This window comes from Janthinobacterium sp. SUN176, from assembly GCF_030587335.1.
In the GTDB taxonomy this organism is placed as follows: Bacteria; Pseudomonadota; Gammaproteobacteria; order Burkholderiales; family Burkholderiaceae_D; genus Janthinobacterium; species Janthinobacterium kumbetense.
In genome coordinates, this window is the sequence record NZ_JAPWIA010000001.1 from 1,176,793 (window position 1) to 1,193,706 (window position 16,914).

The 16,914-nt window shown below is 65.8% G+C and carries 10 protein-coding genes; 2 read left to right on the top strand and 8 right to left on the bottom strand.

Features of this window, described 5'->3' with window-relative positions:
- Positions 1-5: 5 nt before the first annotated feature.
- From O3299_RS05320 to O3299_RS05355, 8 genes are all read right to left on the bottom strand, one after another.
- Positions 6-1,292, bottom strand: coding sequence for a DUF445 domain-containing protein (locus O3299_RS05320; RefSeq protein WP_305061679.1), 1,287 nt, complete (start codon positions 1,290-1,292; stop codon positions 6-8).
- Positions 1,293-1,369: 77 nt separating this feature from the next.
- Positions 1,370-2,767, bottom strand: coding sequence for an amino acid permease (locus O3299_RS05325; protein ID WP_305061680.1), 1,398 nt, complete (start codon positions 2,765-2,767; stop codon positions 1,370-1,372).
- Positions 2,768-2,975: 208 nt separating this feature from the next.
- The gene (locus tag O3299_RS05330) at positions 2,976-4,763 is read right to left on the bottom strand and encodes an MFS transporter (protein WP_305061681.1); all 1,788 of its coding nucleotides are present in this window, start codon (positions 4,761-4,763) and stop codon (positions 2,976-2,978) included.
- A gap of 50 nt (positions 4,764-4,813) precedes the next feature.
- Complete coding sequence (locus tag O3299_RS05335) at positions 4,814-5,908, bottom strand: N-acetylglucosamine-6-phosphate deacetylase (protein WP_305061682.1); 1,095 nt, start codon at positions 5,906-5,908, stop codon at positions 4,814-4,816.
- A 3-nt stretch (positions 5,909-5,911) separates the two neighbouring features.
- A complete protein-coding gene (locus O3299_RS05340; protein WP_034781637.1) occupies positions 5,912-6,679 on the bottom strand; it encodes a DeoR family transcriptional regulator in 768 nt (255 codons plus the stop codon).
- Positions 6,680-6,714: 35 nt separating this feature from the next.
- A complete protein-coding gene (locus O3299_RS05345) occupies positions 6,715-8,058 on the bottom strand; it encodes a D-tagatose-bisphosphate aldolase, class II, non-catalytic subunit (RefSeq protein WP_305059877.1) in 1,344 nt (447 codons plus the stop codon).
- Positions 8,058-9,011, bottom strand: coding sequence for an ROK family protein (locus O3299_RS05350; protein WP_305061683.1), 954 nt, complete (start codon positions 9,009-9,011; stop codon positions 8,058-8,060). The genes O3299_RS05345 and O3299_RS05350 overlap by 1 nt, the downstream gene beginning before the upstream one ends.
- On the bottom strand, positions 8,998-10,146 hold the full coding sequence (locus O3299_RS05355; protein WP_099664232.1) for an SIS domain-containing protein: 1,149 nt from the start codon (positions 10,144-10,146) through the stop codon (positions 8,998-9,000). The genes O3299_RS05350 and O3299_RS05355 overlap by 14 nt, the downstream gene beginning before the upstream one ends.
- Positions 10,147-10,491: 345 nt before the next feature.
- On the opposite strand from O3299_RS05355, the gene O3299_RS05360 reads away from it, so the two are divergent.
- Positions 10,492-13,842 (top strand): TIM-barrel domain-containing protein, encoded by a 3,351-nt coding sequence (locus tag O3299_RS05360; protein WP_305061684.1) that lies wholly within the window; start codon positions 10,492-10,494, stop codon positions 13,840-13,842.
- A 104-nt stretch (positions 13,843-13,946) separates the two neighbouring features.
- Positions 13,947-16,892 (top strand): TonB-dependent siderophore receptor, encoded by a 2,946-nt coding sequence (locus O3299_RS05365; RefSeq protein WP_305061685.1) that lies wholly within the window; start codon positions 13,947-13,949, stop codon positions 16,890-16,892.
- The last annotated feature ends 22 nt before the right edge of the window (positions 16,893-16,914 follow it).

Consider the following 16,914-nt stretch of genomic DNA (forward strand, 5'->3'; position numbering starts at 1 on the left):
GCGGCCTAGAACAGCTGGGTAGCCGTATAAATCAGCAAACCGGCCAGGCCGCCCACGACGGTGCCGTTGATGCGGATGAATTGCAGGTCGCGCCCGATGGCCAGTTCGATGCGCTCGCTCATTTCGTCCTTGCTCCACAGGTCCAGGCGTGCGGCGATGAAGGCGCCCACCTCGCCCCGGTAACGGCGCACCAGCGCGCCGCTGCCGGCGACGATGGCGTCGTTCAGCCATGTCCGCGCAGCCTGGTCCGCGCCCAGCACCTTGCCCGTGTTCTGCGCCAGGCCGGCAATGGCTTGCGCCAGCACGGGCTGGTCGGCGTGCAGGTCGGCCAGCAGGCGCGCGCGGAGGTGGTTCCAGACGTCGCCCAGCATGGCTTGCACCGTATCGCTGGCGATCAGCTGCAGCTGGTAGCGGCGCACCGTGGCTTGCCACTGCGGGTCGGCCTTCAGGTGCAGCGCGCTGTCGGCGATCCAGCCGGCGATGCGCTGGCGCAGCGGGTGGGCCGGATCGACGCGCACGGCGAGGGCGAATTTCTGCAGCGAGGCGATCATGCGCGGTTCATACGCTTTCACGGCTTTTTTCACCAGCGCGTTCTCGATCTGGAAGGCGCCCAGCACGAAGTCGCCGATGGCGGCGTGGTGGTGCTCATCGTCCAGGTAGGCGGCGCTGCGGTCGAGCAGGAAGTCCAGCAATTCCTGCGGCTTGCCGTCGGCGATCAGCGCATCGATGCAGTCGGCCGCCACGTCCGACAAATTCAATTGGCCCAGATAGCCGCTGACCTGCTCGCGCAGCAGACGCCCCAGTTTGTCGTGGTCGGCCATCGCCAGCAGCTGTCTGGCGACACCGGCGCCGGCCATGCCCAGCTGCCGCGCGTGCGTCTCGTCACCGAGCCAGGCGCCCAGGCGCGCGGCGGGGTCGGCTTGCACGATGCGTTCGGCGATGCCTTGTTCGGTAATGAAATGGTTTTCCACGAAGGCGCCCAGGCTGCGGCCGATGTCCGCTTTGCTGTTCGGGATGATGGCCGTATGCCACAGGGGGATGCCCAGCGGGTGGCGGAACAGGGCGACGACGGCGAACCAGTCGGCGATCGCGCCCACCATGGCCGCTTCGGCAAACGCTTCCACGTAGCCCCAGGCGGGATGGCCGTCCCGCTGCGAACGGGCCACGGCGAAGACCAGCGCGGCCAGCAGCAGCAAGCCGACGGCCAGCCACTGCATGTTGCGCAGGCGCGCGCGTTTGAGCTGGTCCGTGCTCTGGTCCAGCTGTGCGATGAGGTCGGGGGAAGGTTGCATGGATGGCGGCCTGCGGTGGTTGCGAGACCGCCATCTTAACTGGGGCAGCGACAGGATATGTCGCTGCAGGGGATTTTTTACTGCGGCGGGTGCAGCAGCGAACGGCGGCGCGCGTAGCCGAAGTAGATGCCCAGGCCGATCACCAGCCAGATGGTGAAGGCCACCCAGGTGACCCAGCTGAGGAAGCTCATCAGGCCCACGCACAGGATCACGGCCAGCGCCGGCACGTACGGCACGCCGGGGCAGCGGAAGGCGCGCGGCAGGTCGGGACGCCTCTTGCGCAGCACCACCACGGCAACCGACACCATGGTGAAGGCGGCCAAGGTGCCAATGTTGATCAGCTCGGCGAGGATGTTGAGCGGGATCACGGCGGCGATCAGGCCGAACACGATGCCGACCAGCCAGGTGGCGAAGAACGGCGTGTGGAAGCGCGGGTGCACGGTGGACAGGCGCTTGGGCAGCAAGCCGTCGCGCGACATGGCGAAGATGATGCGCGTCTGGCCAAACGCCATCACGAGGATCACGGTGGTCATGCCGAGGATGGCGCCCAGGTCGACGAAGCCGGCGATCCAGTTTTCGCCCGCATACTGCAGGGCCAGCGAGACGGGATGGTCGACGCCGAGGAATTTTTGATACGGCACGATGCCCGTCATGATGGCTGACACCACCACGTACAGCACGGCGCACACGGCCAGCGAGCCGATGATGCCGATCGGCAGGTCGCGCGACGGTTTCTTGACTTCCTCTGCGGCCGAGGTGACGGCGTCAAAGCCGATGAAGGCGAAGAAGACGAGGGCGGCGGCGCTCAGCATGCCGTGGTAGCCGAACGGCATGTAGGGCTGCCAGTTGGCCGGCTGCACGTGGCGCGCGCCGAAGATGATAAACAGCAGCACCACGCCCACCTTGATGGCCACCATGATGTTGTTCAGGCGCGCCGATTCGCGCACGCCCCAGCCCAGCATGGCCGTCAGGGCCAGCATGATGACGAGGGCCGGCAGGTTGATGAAGGTCGTCACGCCGGGCAGGGCGCCCGGTGCGGCGGTGAGCGCGACGGGCAGGGTAATGCCAAAGCCCGACAGCAGCGACTGGAAGTAGCCGGACCAGCCGACGGAGACGGCGGCAGCGGCCAGGCCGTATTCGAGCAGCAAGTCCCAGCCTATCATCCAGGCGGCCAGCTCGCCCAGGGTGGCGTAGCTGTAGGTGTAGATGGAGCCGGCCACCGGCACGGTGGAGGCAAATTCCGCGTAGCACAGGGCGGCGAAGCAGCAAGCGACGGCCGCCACGACAAACGACAGCGACAGGGCGGGGCCGGCCGTCAGCGCGCCCGTGCCGGTGAGCACGAAAATGCCCGTGCCGACGATGGCGCCGATGCCCATGAGGACAAGGTCGAAGGGCCCCAGCACCTTGGCCAGACCTCCTGGCTTCTTGCTGTGGGCAATCATGTCATCCAAATTCTTGGTTCTAAATAAGCTCACTGTGTCTCCTGGTGGTTTTTGTCATGGCGCCATTGCCGCCTCGTGAGTAGCACGACGCAGCCAGATTCTAGCCCAGGCGGCCAAGATTCCAGAAGGAAAACCGTACTTTGGCGTGCGCGCCAGCCCGGAAGCTTGTCTTGCGGGCAAAAAAACAGCCCCGGAAACGGCCGGGGCTGAAAAGGAGACTGCTGCAAATGGTTACTTTGGCTTACTTTGAAAAGTGCGCCTCGATCTCTTCCAGTGTCTTGCCTTTGGTCTCCGGCAGCAGGAAGGCCGCCGCCAGGAAGTACAGCACGGTGCAGCCGGCGCCGAAGAAGAACAGCGTCGAATAACCGTGCAAGCCCACGGTCGGCAGGAAGATGGCGGCGATCACCGTCGAGACAAATTGGTTGACCAGCAGGGCGATGCTCATGCCGTTCGAGCGGATGCGGGTCGGCATCAGCTCGGACAGGGCCAGCCACACGCACACGCCCGGCCCCACGGCAAAGCTGGAAACGAACACGCAGATGGCGATCGCCACCAGCCAGCCGTGCGTGGACGAGGGCACGGGGCCCAGGCTGGCCTTCTCGATGCGCAGCGGCGCCTCGCGCCCGGCGGCCGGGTCGGCGAACGGGTTCAGGTGCAGCTTGCGGAAGAACACGCCGATCACGCTGTCGGCCTGCACGGCGTCCGCGCGGGCGATCGTCACCTGGCGCAGCACGGGATCGTCGCTGCGCAGGCTTTTCACGTTGGTGAACGGGCCGTAGGCGTAGGCGATGGTCAGCTGCTGCGGCGTGCCGTCGGTTGCCGCGCCCAGCGCCGCCAAGGTGGCCGCATCGAGGTGCAAGGCCAGGCTGTCCGCTTGCACCTGCGCGGCGATGGCAGGGCGCACGTCGGCCAGGTGCGCTTCGGCGCCGCGGAACAGCAGGCCGGCCGCCAGCAGCGAGACGACGATGCCGCCCGTGCCCAGCATCAGCAGGAATTTGCGGCCCTTGCGGTCGACCAGCAGCACGGCCACCACCGTCATCACGGCGTTCAGCACCTTCAACAACACGTCCGCCATGTTGGCCGAGGCGCCCGACAGGCCCGCCTGGTTCAGGATATTGACGACGTAGGCGAGAATGGAATTGATGCCCGTCGCCTGCGTGCAGGCGAGGATCAGGCAAGCGAGCAGGAAGGGCAGCACGTAGCGGCGGCTCAGCAGCGGATCCCTGGCCTTGCCGCCGGCCTTGGCCGTATTTTCCGGCGTATCCTGCATCTCGCGCAGTTCGATGTCGGCGTCGGCGGGCAGGCGCGTGCGCAGCAGCGACTGGCGCGCCTGCTCGATGCGGCCCCGTTGCGCCAGCCAGCGCGGCGATTCGGCCAGCAGCAGGGCGCCGATGGTAAACACCAGGCCCGGCGTCAGGCAGACCCAGAAGATGCTGCGCCAGGCGTGGTCCTTGGCCGTGAAGATGGCGGCGATGCGGCCCGCTTCCGGCAAGGCTTGCGCCGCCTGCGTGGCCGTTTCCACCGTCTGCGCCTGCAGCAGGCCGATCAGGGCGGCGGCCACCAGGCCGATGGTCAGCAGCAGCTGGAACAGGGCCGCGCCCCGTCCGCGCTGCTGCGCGGGCAGGCATTCGGCCAGGTACAGGGGCACGACGACGCCGATCAAGCCGCCGCTGATGCCTTGCAGCAGACGGCCCAGCAGCAGCGGCATGTAGCCGTCGGCCAGCGCGATCAGCGGGATGCTGGCGCTGAACAGGGCGCCGGCCAGGAACATCACCCAGCGCCGGCCAAGCAGGTCGGCCAAGGCGCCGGCGAACAGCGAGGAGAGGACGGAGCCCAACAGCACGGCGGCAACGATAAAGCTCAGCTGCTGGGCCGTCAGTTTCCACGCCACGGAGGCCGTCGATTCCAGGTAGGGAAGGGCGCCGGCGATGATGCCGATGTCTATGCCGTACAGCAATCCCCCCATGCCGGCAATAAATAGCAGGTAGCGCATGGCCCACACGGGGGCCTTGTGTGACGTGTCGTGCATGAAAACTCCGGGACGGGGTTGAGGTTGGGGACTGGGTCTAGAGACTGAATCTAGCGGGTGGAAAGATCGATGGCCGCGCCTTCGACGAAGACGGACACTGGCTGCAAGTTGGCATCGAGGACGACGATATCGGCCCAGGCGCCGGGCGCCAGGCGGCCCCGTTCGGATTCGCCCAGGTAATCGGCCGGGTACAGCGACAAGCGGTTCGAGGCGTCGGCCAGGTCCAGGCCCAGGTCGACGAAATTGCGTAGCGCCTGGTCCATGGTCAGCACGCTGCCGGCCAGCGAGCCCGTTGCCAGGCGCACGCAGCCCAGGCATTTGTAGACGCGCTGCGTGCCCAGGCCGTATTCGCCATCGGGCATGCCGGTGGCCGAGGTGGCGTCCGTCACGCCGTACAGGCGCGGGATGGCGCGCAGGGCCGCGCGCAGGGCGCCCTTGGCCACGTGCTGCAGGTCGGGGATGATTTCCGCGTATTCGGCGTGCGCCAGGGCCGCGCCCACCATGCCCGGGTCGTAATGCGTCATGCCCGTCATGCCGTTGTACAGGTGGGTAAAGCCGGAGACGCCGGCATTGAGCGCCGCCACGCCTTCGTCATACGTGCCGGCGCTGTGGCCGATCTGCACGCGGATGCCCATCGCCGCCAGTTGCGGGATCAGTTCCAGATGGCCGGGGATTTCCGGCGCCATGGTCAAGACCTTGATGGGGGCGATGGCGTGGAAGCGCTGCACCAGCGCCAAGCTGGCCTGCACGACGTCGGGCGGCTGCGCGCCCAGGCGGTGCAGGTTCAGGAACGGGCCTTCCAGGTGCACGCCCAGCATGCGCGCGCCGTTGGCCGGGCGCTCGGCGATGACGCCGGCCAGGCCTTGCAGGGCGCGCAGGATCGACGGCTCCTTCGCCGTCAGGGTGGTGCCCAGCAGGGCCGTGGTGCCGTGGCGCGCATGCACCTGCGCCACGGTGGCGCCCGCGTCGTCGCCTTCCATGATGTCGACGCCGGCCGCGCCGTGCACGTGCAGGTCGATGAAGCCGGGCAGAATGGTCAGCGCGCTGTCGGCGGCAGGGTCTTCTTGTATCTGGACGATGCGCTGGTCAAAGGTGATGGTGCCCGTGATCCAGCCAGATGGGGTAAGGATTCTGCCGCTCAGCATGTGTTATTCCGCTATAAAAAGTTCGATGCCCAGCTTTTGCAGCCCTTCGCGGTACTCCTGGCTGATGCTGGCATCGGTGATGACGGTATCGACGCGGTCCAGCTGCACGATGCGGTGCAGGCTGACGCGGCCGAACTTCGAGGCGTCCGTGAGGACGATGATTTTCTTGGCCCGTTCCACCATCTTGTGGTTCAGGCTTGCTTCCGCTTCGTGGTGGGTGGTCACGCCAAACTGCAGGTCGAAGCCGTCCACGCCCAGGAACAGCTTGTCGAAGCTGTACGCCTGCAGGCAGGTTTCGGCCTGGCTGCCCTGGATCGACAGCGATTGCTTGCGCAGCAGGCCGCCCGTGAGGATCAGGTCCACGCCGGGCGCATCGGCCAGTTCCCATGCGATGTTCAGGCCATTCGTGGCCACCGTCACGCCCGTCGCATCGCGCAGATGGCGCGCCAGCGAGATGGTGGTGGTGCCCGAGTCGATGATGATGTTGTCGCCCGGTTCCACCAGCCGCGCCGCGTAGGCGCCGATGCGCTCCTTCTGCTCGTGGTTGATGGCGTCCTTCTGGCGTATCGTGTGCTCGGGCGGCGGCGTGCGCGTCAGGGTCGCGCCGCCGTGGCTGCGCGTGGCCATGCCTTGCGCTTCCAGCGCATTCAAGTCGCTGCGGATGGTGACCGCGGACACGCCGAGCTTTTCCACCAGATCGGTCACCTGCACCGAGCCCTGCTGGGCAAGCATTTGGAGGATGGATTCACGGCGTTGGCTGGTATTTCGCATGGTGGCGGGCTCAGTAAAAAATGAAAATACCGAGCTTAACAGATTGCCGCTTCGGCAATGACGGCCACTGCCGCATTGCGGTTGCAGGCGCGCGCATATTGCGCCAGCAAGCTGCCGATCTTGTGCTCGATCAAGGCCGGCGCCTGCGCTGGCAAGCTGCCCTGCACCACGGCCAGGTACTGTTCCGGCAAATGCTGGCTCAGCAGCGGCAGCGGAATGGCCACGGCGTCCAGGTTGGCCAGCAGCTTGCCGACGGCGGCCGCCACTTCCGGCTCGCCCCAGTAATAGCGGCAACGGTCGCTCAAGCCGTAGCGGCGCATCAATCGCTGTTCTTCCGGCGTGCCCAGGTAATGCTTGATCCAGTTCTTCGGCTTGGCCACCATCACGTCGTCGAGCACTTGCATCAGCTGCGAGGTGGCGTGCGCCGGCAGCAGTTCTTCCTCGATCTGGCACAGGGCGAACAGCGCCTCGCGCAGGGCGAAGGTGGCGGCCGGGCCCACTTTCAGGATGGCGAAATGGTCGCGCACCATGGCGTGCAGCGCCGTTTCGCGCTGGTAGTCGGTGGAATGGGCTTCGAACACGAGGCCAGGCTGCTCGGCGACAAAGGCCGACAGCTCGGCGGCGGCGTCCGCGTCGTAATGCTGGATGCTGCTCTGGTCGAAATCGACGCCCGGCTGCACCACCATGGCGATGACGCGGCGCCAGGCGCCATGCAGGCCGTTGTCGAGAAACGCGCGGCGGTGCACGTCGAGGGTGCGGCGCGCCGCTTGCGGGCTGGTGACGGCGCCTGCCTGCGCCAGCGACGCTTCGCCGCCGGGAATCGGCACTTCCGTGCCGATCACATAGACGGGCGGCGCAAAGCCGGCGGCGGCGGCCGCTTCCTCGGCGACGATGCACAGGCGCGCGGAACGGGCAGCCACGGTTTCATCGTCGAGCTGCAAGGGGTCATCCACGCAGCGCATGCTGCAATCGAGGTGGATTTTATGGAAACCGGCCGACGCATACGCGGCGATCAGGGTTTCGGCATGGTCCATGGCGGTGGCCGCATCGAGGTGCTGCCAGGCGTTCGGACCCAGATGGTCGCCGCCCAGCACCAGGCGGCTGGCGGGGAAGCCCTGTTCGCGGGCCAGGGCCAGCATGGTGTCGCGGAAAACGGCCGGCGTCATGCCCGTGTAGCCGCCGAACTGGTCGACCTGGTTCGAGGTCGCCTCGACCAGCAGCACGGTGTCGTATTCGCTGGCCACGCGCATGGCGGCGCGCAGCACGCTCGGGTGGCTGCAGCAGACGGCGTACAGCCCCACGCGCTCGCCGCGGCGGTGCGCCTTGATCACTTGCTGGATCGGGGACAGGGTAAAAGTCGGGTTTTCCGCTTGCTTCATCATGTTGACGCCTTTGTGTGTTGTCGTATCAAAAGGGCCGCGCCGCGCGCGCCGCCGGCGTCGCCAAAGCGGGGCGGCAGGATAGGCGGCACGTGCACGCCGGGGAACAGGTGGCGCTTGACGGCGGCCGGCAGCTTGTCGTACAGGTGCGGCAGCTTGGACAAGCCGCCGCCGAGCACGATGACGTGCGGGTCGTAGGCCAGCACCAGGCCGGCCAGCGCGTGGCCCAGCACATCGAGGTGCACGGCGACCGTGCGCTGGGCCACGGCGTCGCCCATGTTGGCGCGCGCCACGATGGCCAGCGGTTCGGCGCCGTCGCCGCCGAAATGCGCGTGGAGCTTGCGCATGGCGGGTCCGGAGACATAGCGTTCCAGGCAGCCCGCCTTGCCGCACGGGCAGGGGTATTCGGCCAGGTCGTGCTGCGCCAGCAGGGTGGCGGGCAGGCTCCAGTGGCCCCATTCGCCGGCTACGCCGTTAAAGCCGCGCAGCAGCTGGCCGCCCACGCAGTAGCCGCCGCCGGCGCCCGTGCCGAGGATGGCGCCGAACATGCTGGCGGCATTGTCGGCCGCGCCGCCCTGCGCTTCCGACAGGGCGAAGCACTGGCAATCGTTGCCGATGGCGACAGGGCGCTGCAAGGCTTGCTGCAGGGTTTGCGCCACCAGGCGGCCGTTCAGGGCCGGCACGTTGGAACTGAGCTGGCGTCCGCTGGCGCTGTCGATCACGCCGGGCAAGCCGATGCCGACAGGCGCCGTCGTGCCCAGGGAGGCGTCGCCGCGCGCCACCAGGTCGACGATGGCTTGCACGAAGGCGGCAAAATCGTCGCCCGGCGTGGCCACCCGTTCGCGGAACACTTCCGTCAGCGCGCCGTCGCGGTCGGCAAAGGCGACCAGCTCCATCTTGCTGCCGCCGATGTCGATGCCGTGGTAGCCGGCGGTGCGATTAGAATTGGTCATGGCCATAGATGGTGACGCCCTGCACGACACGGTTGACGATGCCGCCGGCGAATGGATTGTCGGGGCGCAGTTGCAGCAGCGCGGACTGGTGCAGTGCATATTGCTGCGCCATCAGCAGCCACAGAGGGGCCAGCCAGGCGTCGGGCCAGGCCGGCGCATCGGCCGCTAAGTTGGCAGATAAGTCGCCGCCGATGCCTACCGTCAGACAGCGCTGCGCCACGCTGTCGCGCTGCAGTTCTTTCAGCAGATCGTCTTCGTACTGGCGCGCCAGCGGCTTGCTGCTGCGCAGCAGGATTACCAGCGACTCCGTGGTGACGGCCGATTTCGGGCCGTGGCGGAATCCCAGTGCGGTATTCGCCATCGCCATCACGCGGCCGCCCGTCAATTCCAGGATTTTCAGGGCCGCTTCCTTGGCCAGCGCTTCCAGCGGGCCGCTGCCCAGGTAGACGACGCGTTGCACGGGTGTTGAACCCAGCTGCGCCACGGGGGCCGACCAGTCGCGCAAGGCTTGCTCGCCCAGCTGCGCCAGGGTGTCGAGGCGCGTGAGATCCGTGTCCTTGCCCAGCACCGACAGGGCCGCCAGCAGCATGCTGGTAAAGCTGCTGGTCATGGCGAAGCCGCGGTCGCAGCTGCCTTCCGGCATCAGCAGGTTATAGGTGTTGCTGTCGTTGGCGCCCTGGCGCGCCAGCTTGCCGTCGGCGTTGCAGGTGATGTTCAGGAAACGCGCGCCGGGCACGACCTGGCGCAGCAGTTCCACGGCCGCCAGGCTTTCCGGGCTGTCGCCGCTGCGGGCAAACGAGACGAGCAGGGTGGGCGCATCCGCTTCCAGGTACAGCTCATGGTGTGTCAGCAGGGTGGTGGTGGCGATGGCGCGGATCTGCGCGGGCCAGGCCGCGTTCAGGGTATCGACGACGATCTCGCCCACATAGGCCGAGCTGCCGGCGCCCGTCAGGATGACGCGCTGCTGCGGATTGGACAGCGCGTCGCCCAGGAAGGCGGCCAGGCTGGCTTGCTCGTTGCGCAAAATGCCGGACAGCGCGCGCCAGATGGCTGGCTGGTGGGCGATTTCCTCGGCCGTGTGCAGGCCGCCGATGTCGCGCCAGGTTTGAATGTCACGCTGAAGAAGGGTAGTCATGGAGTGTCAGTAAAGTGTTTGTTGGAGAAAGCATAAATACTAAATTTCGAAAAGTCAAATACGAAAGTAAAACGAAAGTAAATTTTTAATCGACTTGCGAAATTGTGTCGTTTTAACGGTGTGATAGTGTGCTGCAGTGCAGCGTGAAAGCGTGTGGCGGCGCGGCCTGTCGCTGAAATGCGACGATAACGAAAGTATGTATCGTAATTTTTTAGTAAAACGTAAGATAAATGAGCTGATTTTAGGTATTTTATTAATAAATTGGCGCCAAAACTTTCTTTTGGTTGACGATATTTATTTTTCTTCTTAAAGTAATTTTATTGAATTACTTCTGAAAGCCAGCCGATGAAACCTCTCCCGCTTCCCCGCCGCCTCCTTGCCGCCTGTGTCCTCGCCGCTCTTGCCACTCTGTCTGCCCCTGGCTTGCAGGCCGCGACCATCGGCAATCTGCAGTCATTGTCCGCCGTGCACCCGGCCGACGTGGTCAAGGGCGAGGCGCTGGGCTGGGATGTGCGCAGCGACACGGGCATGCAGTTGCGTATCAGCCTGCCGCAGGCGGACGTGCTGCGCATCCAGGCGGGCGGCAAGGGGGGCTTGACGGGCCCCGGCGACAAGGCCGCGCCCATCGTCGTGGGCCAGCCGGCCGCACAGGTGGCATACCAGATCGACGAACAGCCCGGCCATATCCTGATCAGCACCGAAGCCCTGAGCCTGCGCATCGACCGCAAGCCGCTGCGCTTTACCTTGTACCGCAAGGGCGACGCGGTGCCCCTGTGGCGCGAAGTGCAGCCGCTGTCGCTCGACGACAAGCAGGGCGTGCAGGTGCTTTCCAGCTTGCCCGGCGAACGATACTTTGGCGGCGGCCAGCAGAATGGCCGCTTTGAATTCAAGGGCAAGCAGGTGCCCGTGTCGTATTCGGGCGGCTGGGAAGAGGGCGACCGGCCGAATCCCGCGCCATTTCTCATGAGTTCACGGGGCTGGGGCATGCTGCGCAATACCTGGTCCGACGGGAACTACGACTTGCGCGACAAGGAACAGATCTCGCTGCAGCACGCGGAAGGCCGCTATGACGCGTATTTCTTCGTCGGCAAGGACGTGCGCGACGTCGTCGCCCGCTACACGGACTTGACGGGCCGCGCCCGCATGCTGCCCCGCTGGGCGCTGGAATACGGCGACGCCGATTGCTACAACGATGGCGACAACGTGAAAAAGCCCGGTTCCGTGCCGAAGGGCTGGACTGATGGCCCCACGGGCAAGACGCCGGACGTGGTGGAAACGGTGGCGCGCAAATACCGCGAACACGATATGCCGGGCGGCTGGATTTTGCCCAACGACGGCTATGGCTGCGGCTACACGAACTTGCCGGAAACGGTGAAGGGCCTGGCCGGCTACGGCTTTCGCACGGGCCTGTGGACGGAAAACGGCGTCGACAAGATCGCCTGGGAAGTGGGCCAGGCGGGCAGCCGCGTGCAAAAGCTGGACGTGGCGTGGACGGGCAAGGGCTACCAGTTTGCCATGGACGCGAACAAGTCGGCCTATGACGGCATCCTGAACAACTCCGACAGCCGGCCATTTCTGTGGACGGTGATGGGCTGGGCCGGCATCCAGCGCTACGCCGTGGCCTGGACGGGCGACCAGAGCGCCAGCTGGGACTACATCCGCTGGCACATCCCTACCCTGATCGGCTCGGGCCTGTCCGGCCAGGCGTATGCGTCCGGCGACGTGGACGCCATCTTTGGCGGCAGCCCGGAAACCTATCTGCGCGACTTGCAGTGGAAAAGCTTTACGCCCGTGCTGATGGGCATGTCCGGCTGGGCCGCGGCCGAGCGCAAGCATCCGTGGTGGTTCGAACAACCGTACCGCGACATCAACCGCCGCTACTTGAAACTCAAGATGCGTTTGACGCCGTATATGTATACGCTGGTGCGCGAAGCGGAGCAATCGGGCGCGCCGCTGGTGCGGGGCCTGATGTGGGATTACCCGCAAGACCCGGCCGCCTACACGGAAGCCTATAAATACCAGTTCCTCCTGGGCCGCGACGTGCTGGTGGCGCCCGTCTACCGCAGCCAGGCCGTCAGCGGCGGCTGGCGCAAGGGCATCCACCTGCCGCAGGGCACGTGGTACGACTACTGGGACGGCCGCCAGGCCACGGCGGACGCGAAAGGGCGCGACCTGGACATGCAGGTCACCTTGGACAAGCTTCCGGTTTTTGTCCGCGCCGGCGCCATCCTGCCCATGTATCCGGAAATGCTGTATGACGGCCAGAAGCCGAAGGATCAGCTCACGCTCGATATCTACCCGCATGGCGGCTCCGAATACACGCTGTATGAAGACGACGGCAACACGCGCCAGTACCAGGGCGGCGCCTTCAGCCAGCAAGTCATCCGCATGCGTCAGACGGGCGGCGACGTGCAGGTCGACATCGGCGCCGTCGATGGCCAGTACCAGGGCCAGGAAGCGCGCCGCGGCTATGCGCTGCGCATGCTGGCGGGCCAGGCCCCGGCCGCCGTGCGGGCCGGCGAACGCGTGATCGCGGCGTTCGTCGACCGCGCCGCCTACGACAAGGCGTTTGATGCCTGGTATTTCGATGCTGCCGACCGCCAGGGCACCCTGCACGTGAAGGTGGCGGCGCAGGATATCCGCCAGGCCTTGACCTTGCAGGTCGCCGGCGCGCTGGCCGTGGCGAGAGTCGACGCCGATTTCCCGGCCGCCCCCGTGCCGGGCCGCGCCTTGCCGGCGGACGCCATGCAGGTGGTGGGACGTCCCTTTGAGGAAAATGGCTATCCGCTGGAAAACGCCTTCGACGGCAAGCCGGAGACGTGGTTCCGCACCGTGCGCAGTCCGTCCGTGAAGAGCGGGCCGCACGAATGGGTGATCGGCTTTACGGAGCGGCGCCTGGTCGACGGCATCGAACTGGCGCCGCGCAACGACCAGCACTGGAAGCATGGCCAGGTGCGCGACTATGAAATCTACATCGGCGACAACAATGGAGAGTGGGGCGCACCGCTTGCGCGTGGCACCCTGAAACTGGAACAGGGCACGCAGACGATCAACTTCCCCGCCACGGCCGGGCGCCTGCTGCGCTTCCGCGTGATGAGCACGCAAAATCCGGAAGGCGATGGCGCGGCGTCCACCGACCCGATGGTGACGGCGGCGCAAGGCGTACCGGTGGCGCGCGCGTTCGATGCGGCGCTGGCGACCGACGTGGCGCCCGTCACCCTGTCCGAATTCCGCGTACTCGAGCACCGCGTGGCCGAAGGCGAGGAGGTGCAGCGCTATCTGTCGGACCTGGCGCTGCCGAAGCATATCGCGAAAGACAGGCCAGCTGGCAAGGCAGCCGAAATGCGCATGAACGGGCTGTGGTTCCGCAAGGGCCTCGGCGTGGGACCCGCCAGCCGCATCGACTTGCAACTGGCGGGCAACTGGAATCTGCTGCGTGCCGACCTGGGCGTGGACGATAGCTGCCGCAGCGCGGGCGGCTTGCAATTCCAGGTCTGGAGCGGTGAGCGGCTGCTGTATGACAGCGGCCTGGTCACGGCTCCCGGGGTGGTCAAACCCGAAATCGACGTGCGCGGCCTGAGCCAGCTCAGTTTGCGCACCCTGGGCGCGCGCGGCGCCCACCCGGCCCAGGTCTGCGGCAACTGGGCCAACGCCGTGCTGACCGGCACGGAAGGCGCGATCGTCAAGCCGCGCTAAGCAACTTCACTTCATCATTTCACCAAAAACGAGCCCCTCTTCGGACCGGGGAGGGGCTCTTGCAACCTGACGAAAACAAATCACTGATAAAAAGGGAGATGGGAATGCACTTGAAAAAACTGATGGCCGCCATGGTGGCGGTAGGATTGGCGTCAACGGCGCTGGCAGCGGAGGAAGAAAAGCTGGCGCGCGTCGAAGTGACGGGGTCCAGCCTGAAGCGCATCAACGCGGAAACGGCGTCGCCCGTACAGCTGATCAACGCCAAGCAGATCGAGAACATGGGCGCGCTCACCTTGCTGCAGGTGCTCGACAACCTGCCCGCCGCCCGTCCGGCGCAGCAGGACTTCCGCTCGATGTTCACGGGCTCGGACGGCGGTTCGCAGGCGAACCTGCGCGGCCTGGGTGCGCAGGGCACCCTGGTGCTGTTGAATGGCCGCCGCCTGTCGTTCTATGGCGCGCCGGCCGGTTTCCAGACCATGTTCGTCAATATCGACGCCATTCCCGCCGCGGCCATCGAGCGCATGGAAATCCTCACGGATGGCGCGTCGGCCGTGTATGGTTCCGATGCCGTGGCCGGCGTCATCAACGTCATCACCAAGAAGTCGTATCAGGGGCTGGAAGCGCGCGCCAACGGCGAGTTTTCGCCCAGCGTGAAATCCTATGGCGAGCGCCAGGCCAGCGTGCTGTATGGCCTGGGCGACCTGGCCAGCGACGGCTACAACATCTACGGTTCCGTGAACGTCTACCAGCGCGACCGCATCGCGCTGGCCGACACTTGGCAGAAGCGTCCCGCGTATTTTTATGCGAATAATCCCAACTTCATCCCGAACATGCGCGTGGGCGTCGGCAGCGAACCGGGCACGATGAACCCCGGAACCTTCTTTGTCTTCGACAAGGCCAACAACAATGCCCGCACCCAGCGCGCCGCGCCTGGCTGCAACACCAGCATCACGGAAGCGTCGGGCACGCGCTGCGTGTGGAATGCGCTGCCCAACCAGCTCGACACGGGGCCTACCTCGGAGCGGGCCACGGCCTACCTGAGCGGCCGGCTGAAACTGGGCGGCGACCTGGAAGCGTTCGCGGAGGGCGCCTTCACCCACATCAAGATGCGCGGCGAAAATGGTCCGTCCAGCTTCAACAGCGGCAGCACGAACAACTGGTTCGCCCGCAACACGGGCAATACCCTGAACACCTTCGCCACGCCTTTCCTGAGTCCCAACAACGTCTACCTGAAAGGCAAGCTCGATGCCGACATGGTGGCCAAGATGGGCGGTGCGGCCGGCTTGAACTACCTGCTGCAGGATGCGACGGGCCACTTCGGCCAGAAGAACGTCGATGAAAACTACCGCGCGCTCGTCGGCCTGCGCGGCAGCATCGGCGGCGGCTGGGATTTTGAAACGGCGCTCAGCGTGGCGGGCAGCCATTCCACCTTGTTCCAGACGGCGAACATCAACATCAAGGGTTTTGAACAGGCATTCGGCCCGTTCACGAAAGACCCCGTCAGCGGCCGCACGTTCATTTCGGACAATCCCGCCTACAAGTTCGGCGAAATCAGCGAGGCCAATGCGGCGCTGCTGCGCGCCGCCTATCCCACCTTCGCCATCGAATCCTGGACCAAGCTGATGACCTGGGATGCGAAGCTGGAAGGCACCTTGTTCAAGCTGGGCGAGCGCGAAGTGCGCGCCGCCGTGGGCACCAACGTCATGCGCGAGAGTTTTCTCACGCCCGGCAACACGGATGCGGCCAATGGCCTGATCACGCAGCAGGGCGGTTCCTGGTTCGACGGCCGGCGCACCATCGCCGCCGTGTTTGGCGAGGTGGTGGTGCCGCTTTCCGACACACTGGAAGTGAATGCGGCCGCGCGCCTGGACAAATATCCGCATTTCGCCGCCAACCTGGCGCCCAAGCTGGGCGTGATCTGGCGCGCGCGGCCCGACCTGATGCTGCGCGGGACGTATTCTGAAGGCTTCCGCGCGCCCAACCTGGCCGAATCGGGCACGGGCGGCGTCTTTGCGCAGGTGGGCGGCATCCGCGACACGGTGCGCTGCGATGAAACGAATGCCATGGCGCGCGCGCTGATGAAGTCCAAGGTGGCGACGGATGCGGACCTGGGCAAGAGCCTGCTCAATTCGAATTGCTCGACGACGGTGGGCGGCCTGACGCCGCCGAACCAGAACCTGCGTCCGGAGAAGGCCAAGATTTCCACCGTCGGTCTGGTGCTGCAGCCGGCCAAGGACGTGAGCATTTCCATCGATTATTGGTTCATCAACCGCCGCGACGAAATCGTGCGCCAGGACTTCAACGAGCTGTTTACGGAACTGGTGGACAAATACGGTCCGACCCTGGCCGGCACGCCCAGCGCCATCCGCAATGACCTGACCGACGCTGACCGTGGCAATGTGGCGGCCGTGGCGGCCATGTGCGCCAATCCCGCCAACGCGGGCGTGTGCGCGGGCGGCGTGCCCGGCTACTCGGTGGGCAACCTGGGCGGCTTGATCAACTCGTATTCGAACCGTGGCCGCACCCTGATGGACGGCGTCGACATCGATGCGCGCACGCGCTTTTCGCTGGGAGACATGGGCAAGCTGAGTACGGGCATTGCGGCCACCATCCGCAAGCGCGACACCCACGACAGCGAAGACGGCAGCGACATCAAGGGCAACACCGTCGGCTACTACGATTCGCCGCGCTACCGCGCCACCGTCAACGCCGACTGGAGCTACCGCAACTTCGTCAGCAGTGTCTTCATCAACTACTCGGGCAAGACGCGCTGGGCGTATGGCCCCTGGGACAAGGACAACACGCCGGAAAACTGCACCGCCGCCTCCGTGGCGCTGCCGGCCGGCCAGTGCAAGGGGGCGCCGTCGTACACGACGGTGAACCTGGCGTTCAGCTGGAAGCCGATCAAGCACCTGGACGTGGGCCTGAACGTGAAAAACGCCTTCAACAAGCAGCCGTACTACGACCCGAACGGCTGGGAAGGCTACAACCATAGCCAGGATCTGTTCGGCCGCCAATTTGCCCTGTCGGCCAGCTACAAGTTCTTTTAAGGCGTGACACTGCCCCGGCCCG

Bases quoted from the DNA above. Each gene is read 5' to 3' on its own strand.
- O3299_RS05335 (WP_305061682.1), bottom strand. From the start codon at position 5,908: ATGCTGAGCGGCAGAATCCTTACCCCATCTGGCTGGATCACGGGCACC.
- O3299_RS05340 (WP_034781637.1), bottom strand. From the start codon at position 6,679: ATGCGAAATACCAGCCAACGCCGTGAATCCATCCTCCAAATGCTTGCC.
- O3299_RS05350 (WP_305061683.1), bottom strand. From the start codon at position 9,011: ATGACCAATTCTAATCGCACCGCCGGCTACCACGGCATCGACATCGGC.
- O3299_RS05360 (WP_305061684.1), top strand. From the start codon at position 10,492: ATGAAACCTCTCCCGCTTCCCCGCCGCCTCCTTGCCGCCTGTGTCCTC.
- O3299_RS05330 (WP_305061681.1), bottom strand. From the start codon at position 4,763: ATGCACGACACGTCACACAAGGCCCCCGTGTGGGCCATGCGCTACCTG.
- O3299_RS05345 (WP_305059877.1), bottom strand. From the start codon at position 8,058: ATGAAGCAAGCGGAAAACCCGACTTTTACCCTGTCCCCGATCCAGCAA.
- O3299_RS05365 (WP_305061685.1), top strand. From the start codon at position 13,947: ATGCACTTGAAAAAACTGATGGCCGCCATGGTGGCGGTAGGATTGGCG.
- O3299_RS05320 (WP_305061679.1), bottom strand. From the start codon at position 1,292: ATGCAACCTTCCCCCGACCTCATCGCACAGCTGGACCAGAGCACGGAC.
- O3299_RS05355 (WP_099664232.1), bottom strand. From the start codon at position 10,146: ATGACTACCCTTCTTCAGCGTGACATTCAAACCTGGCGCGACATCGGC.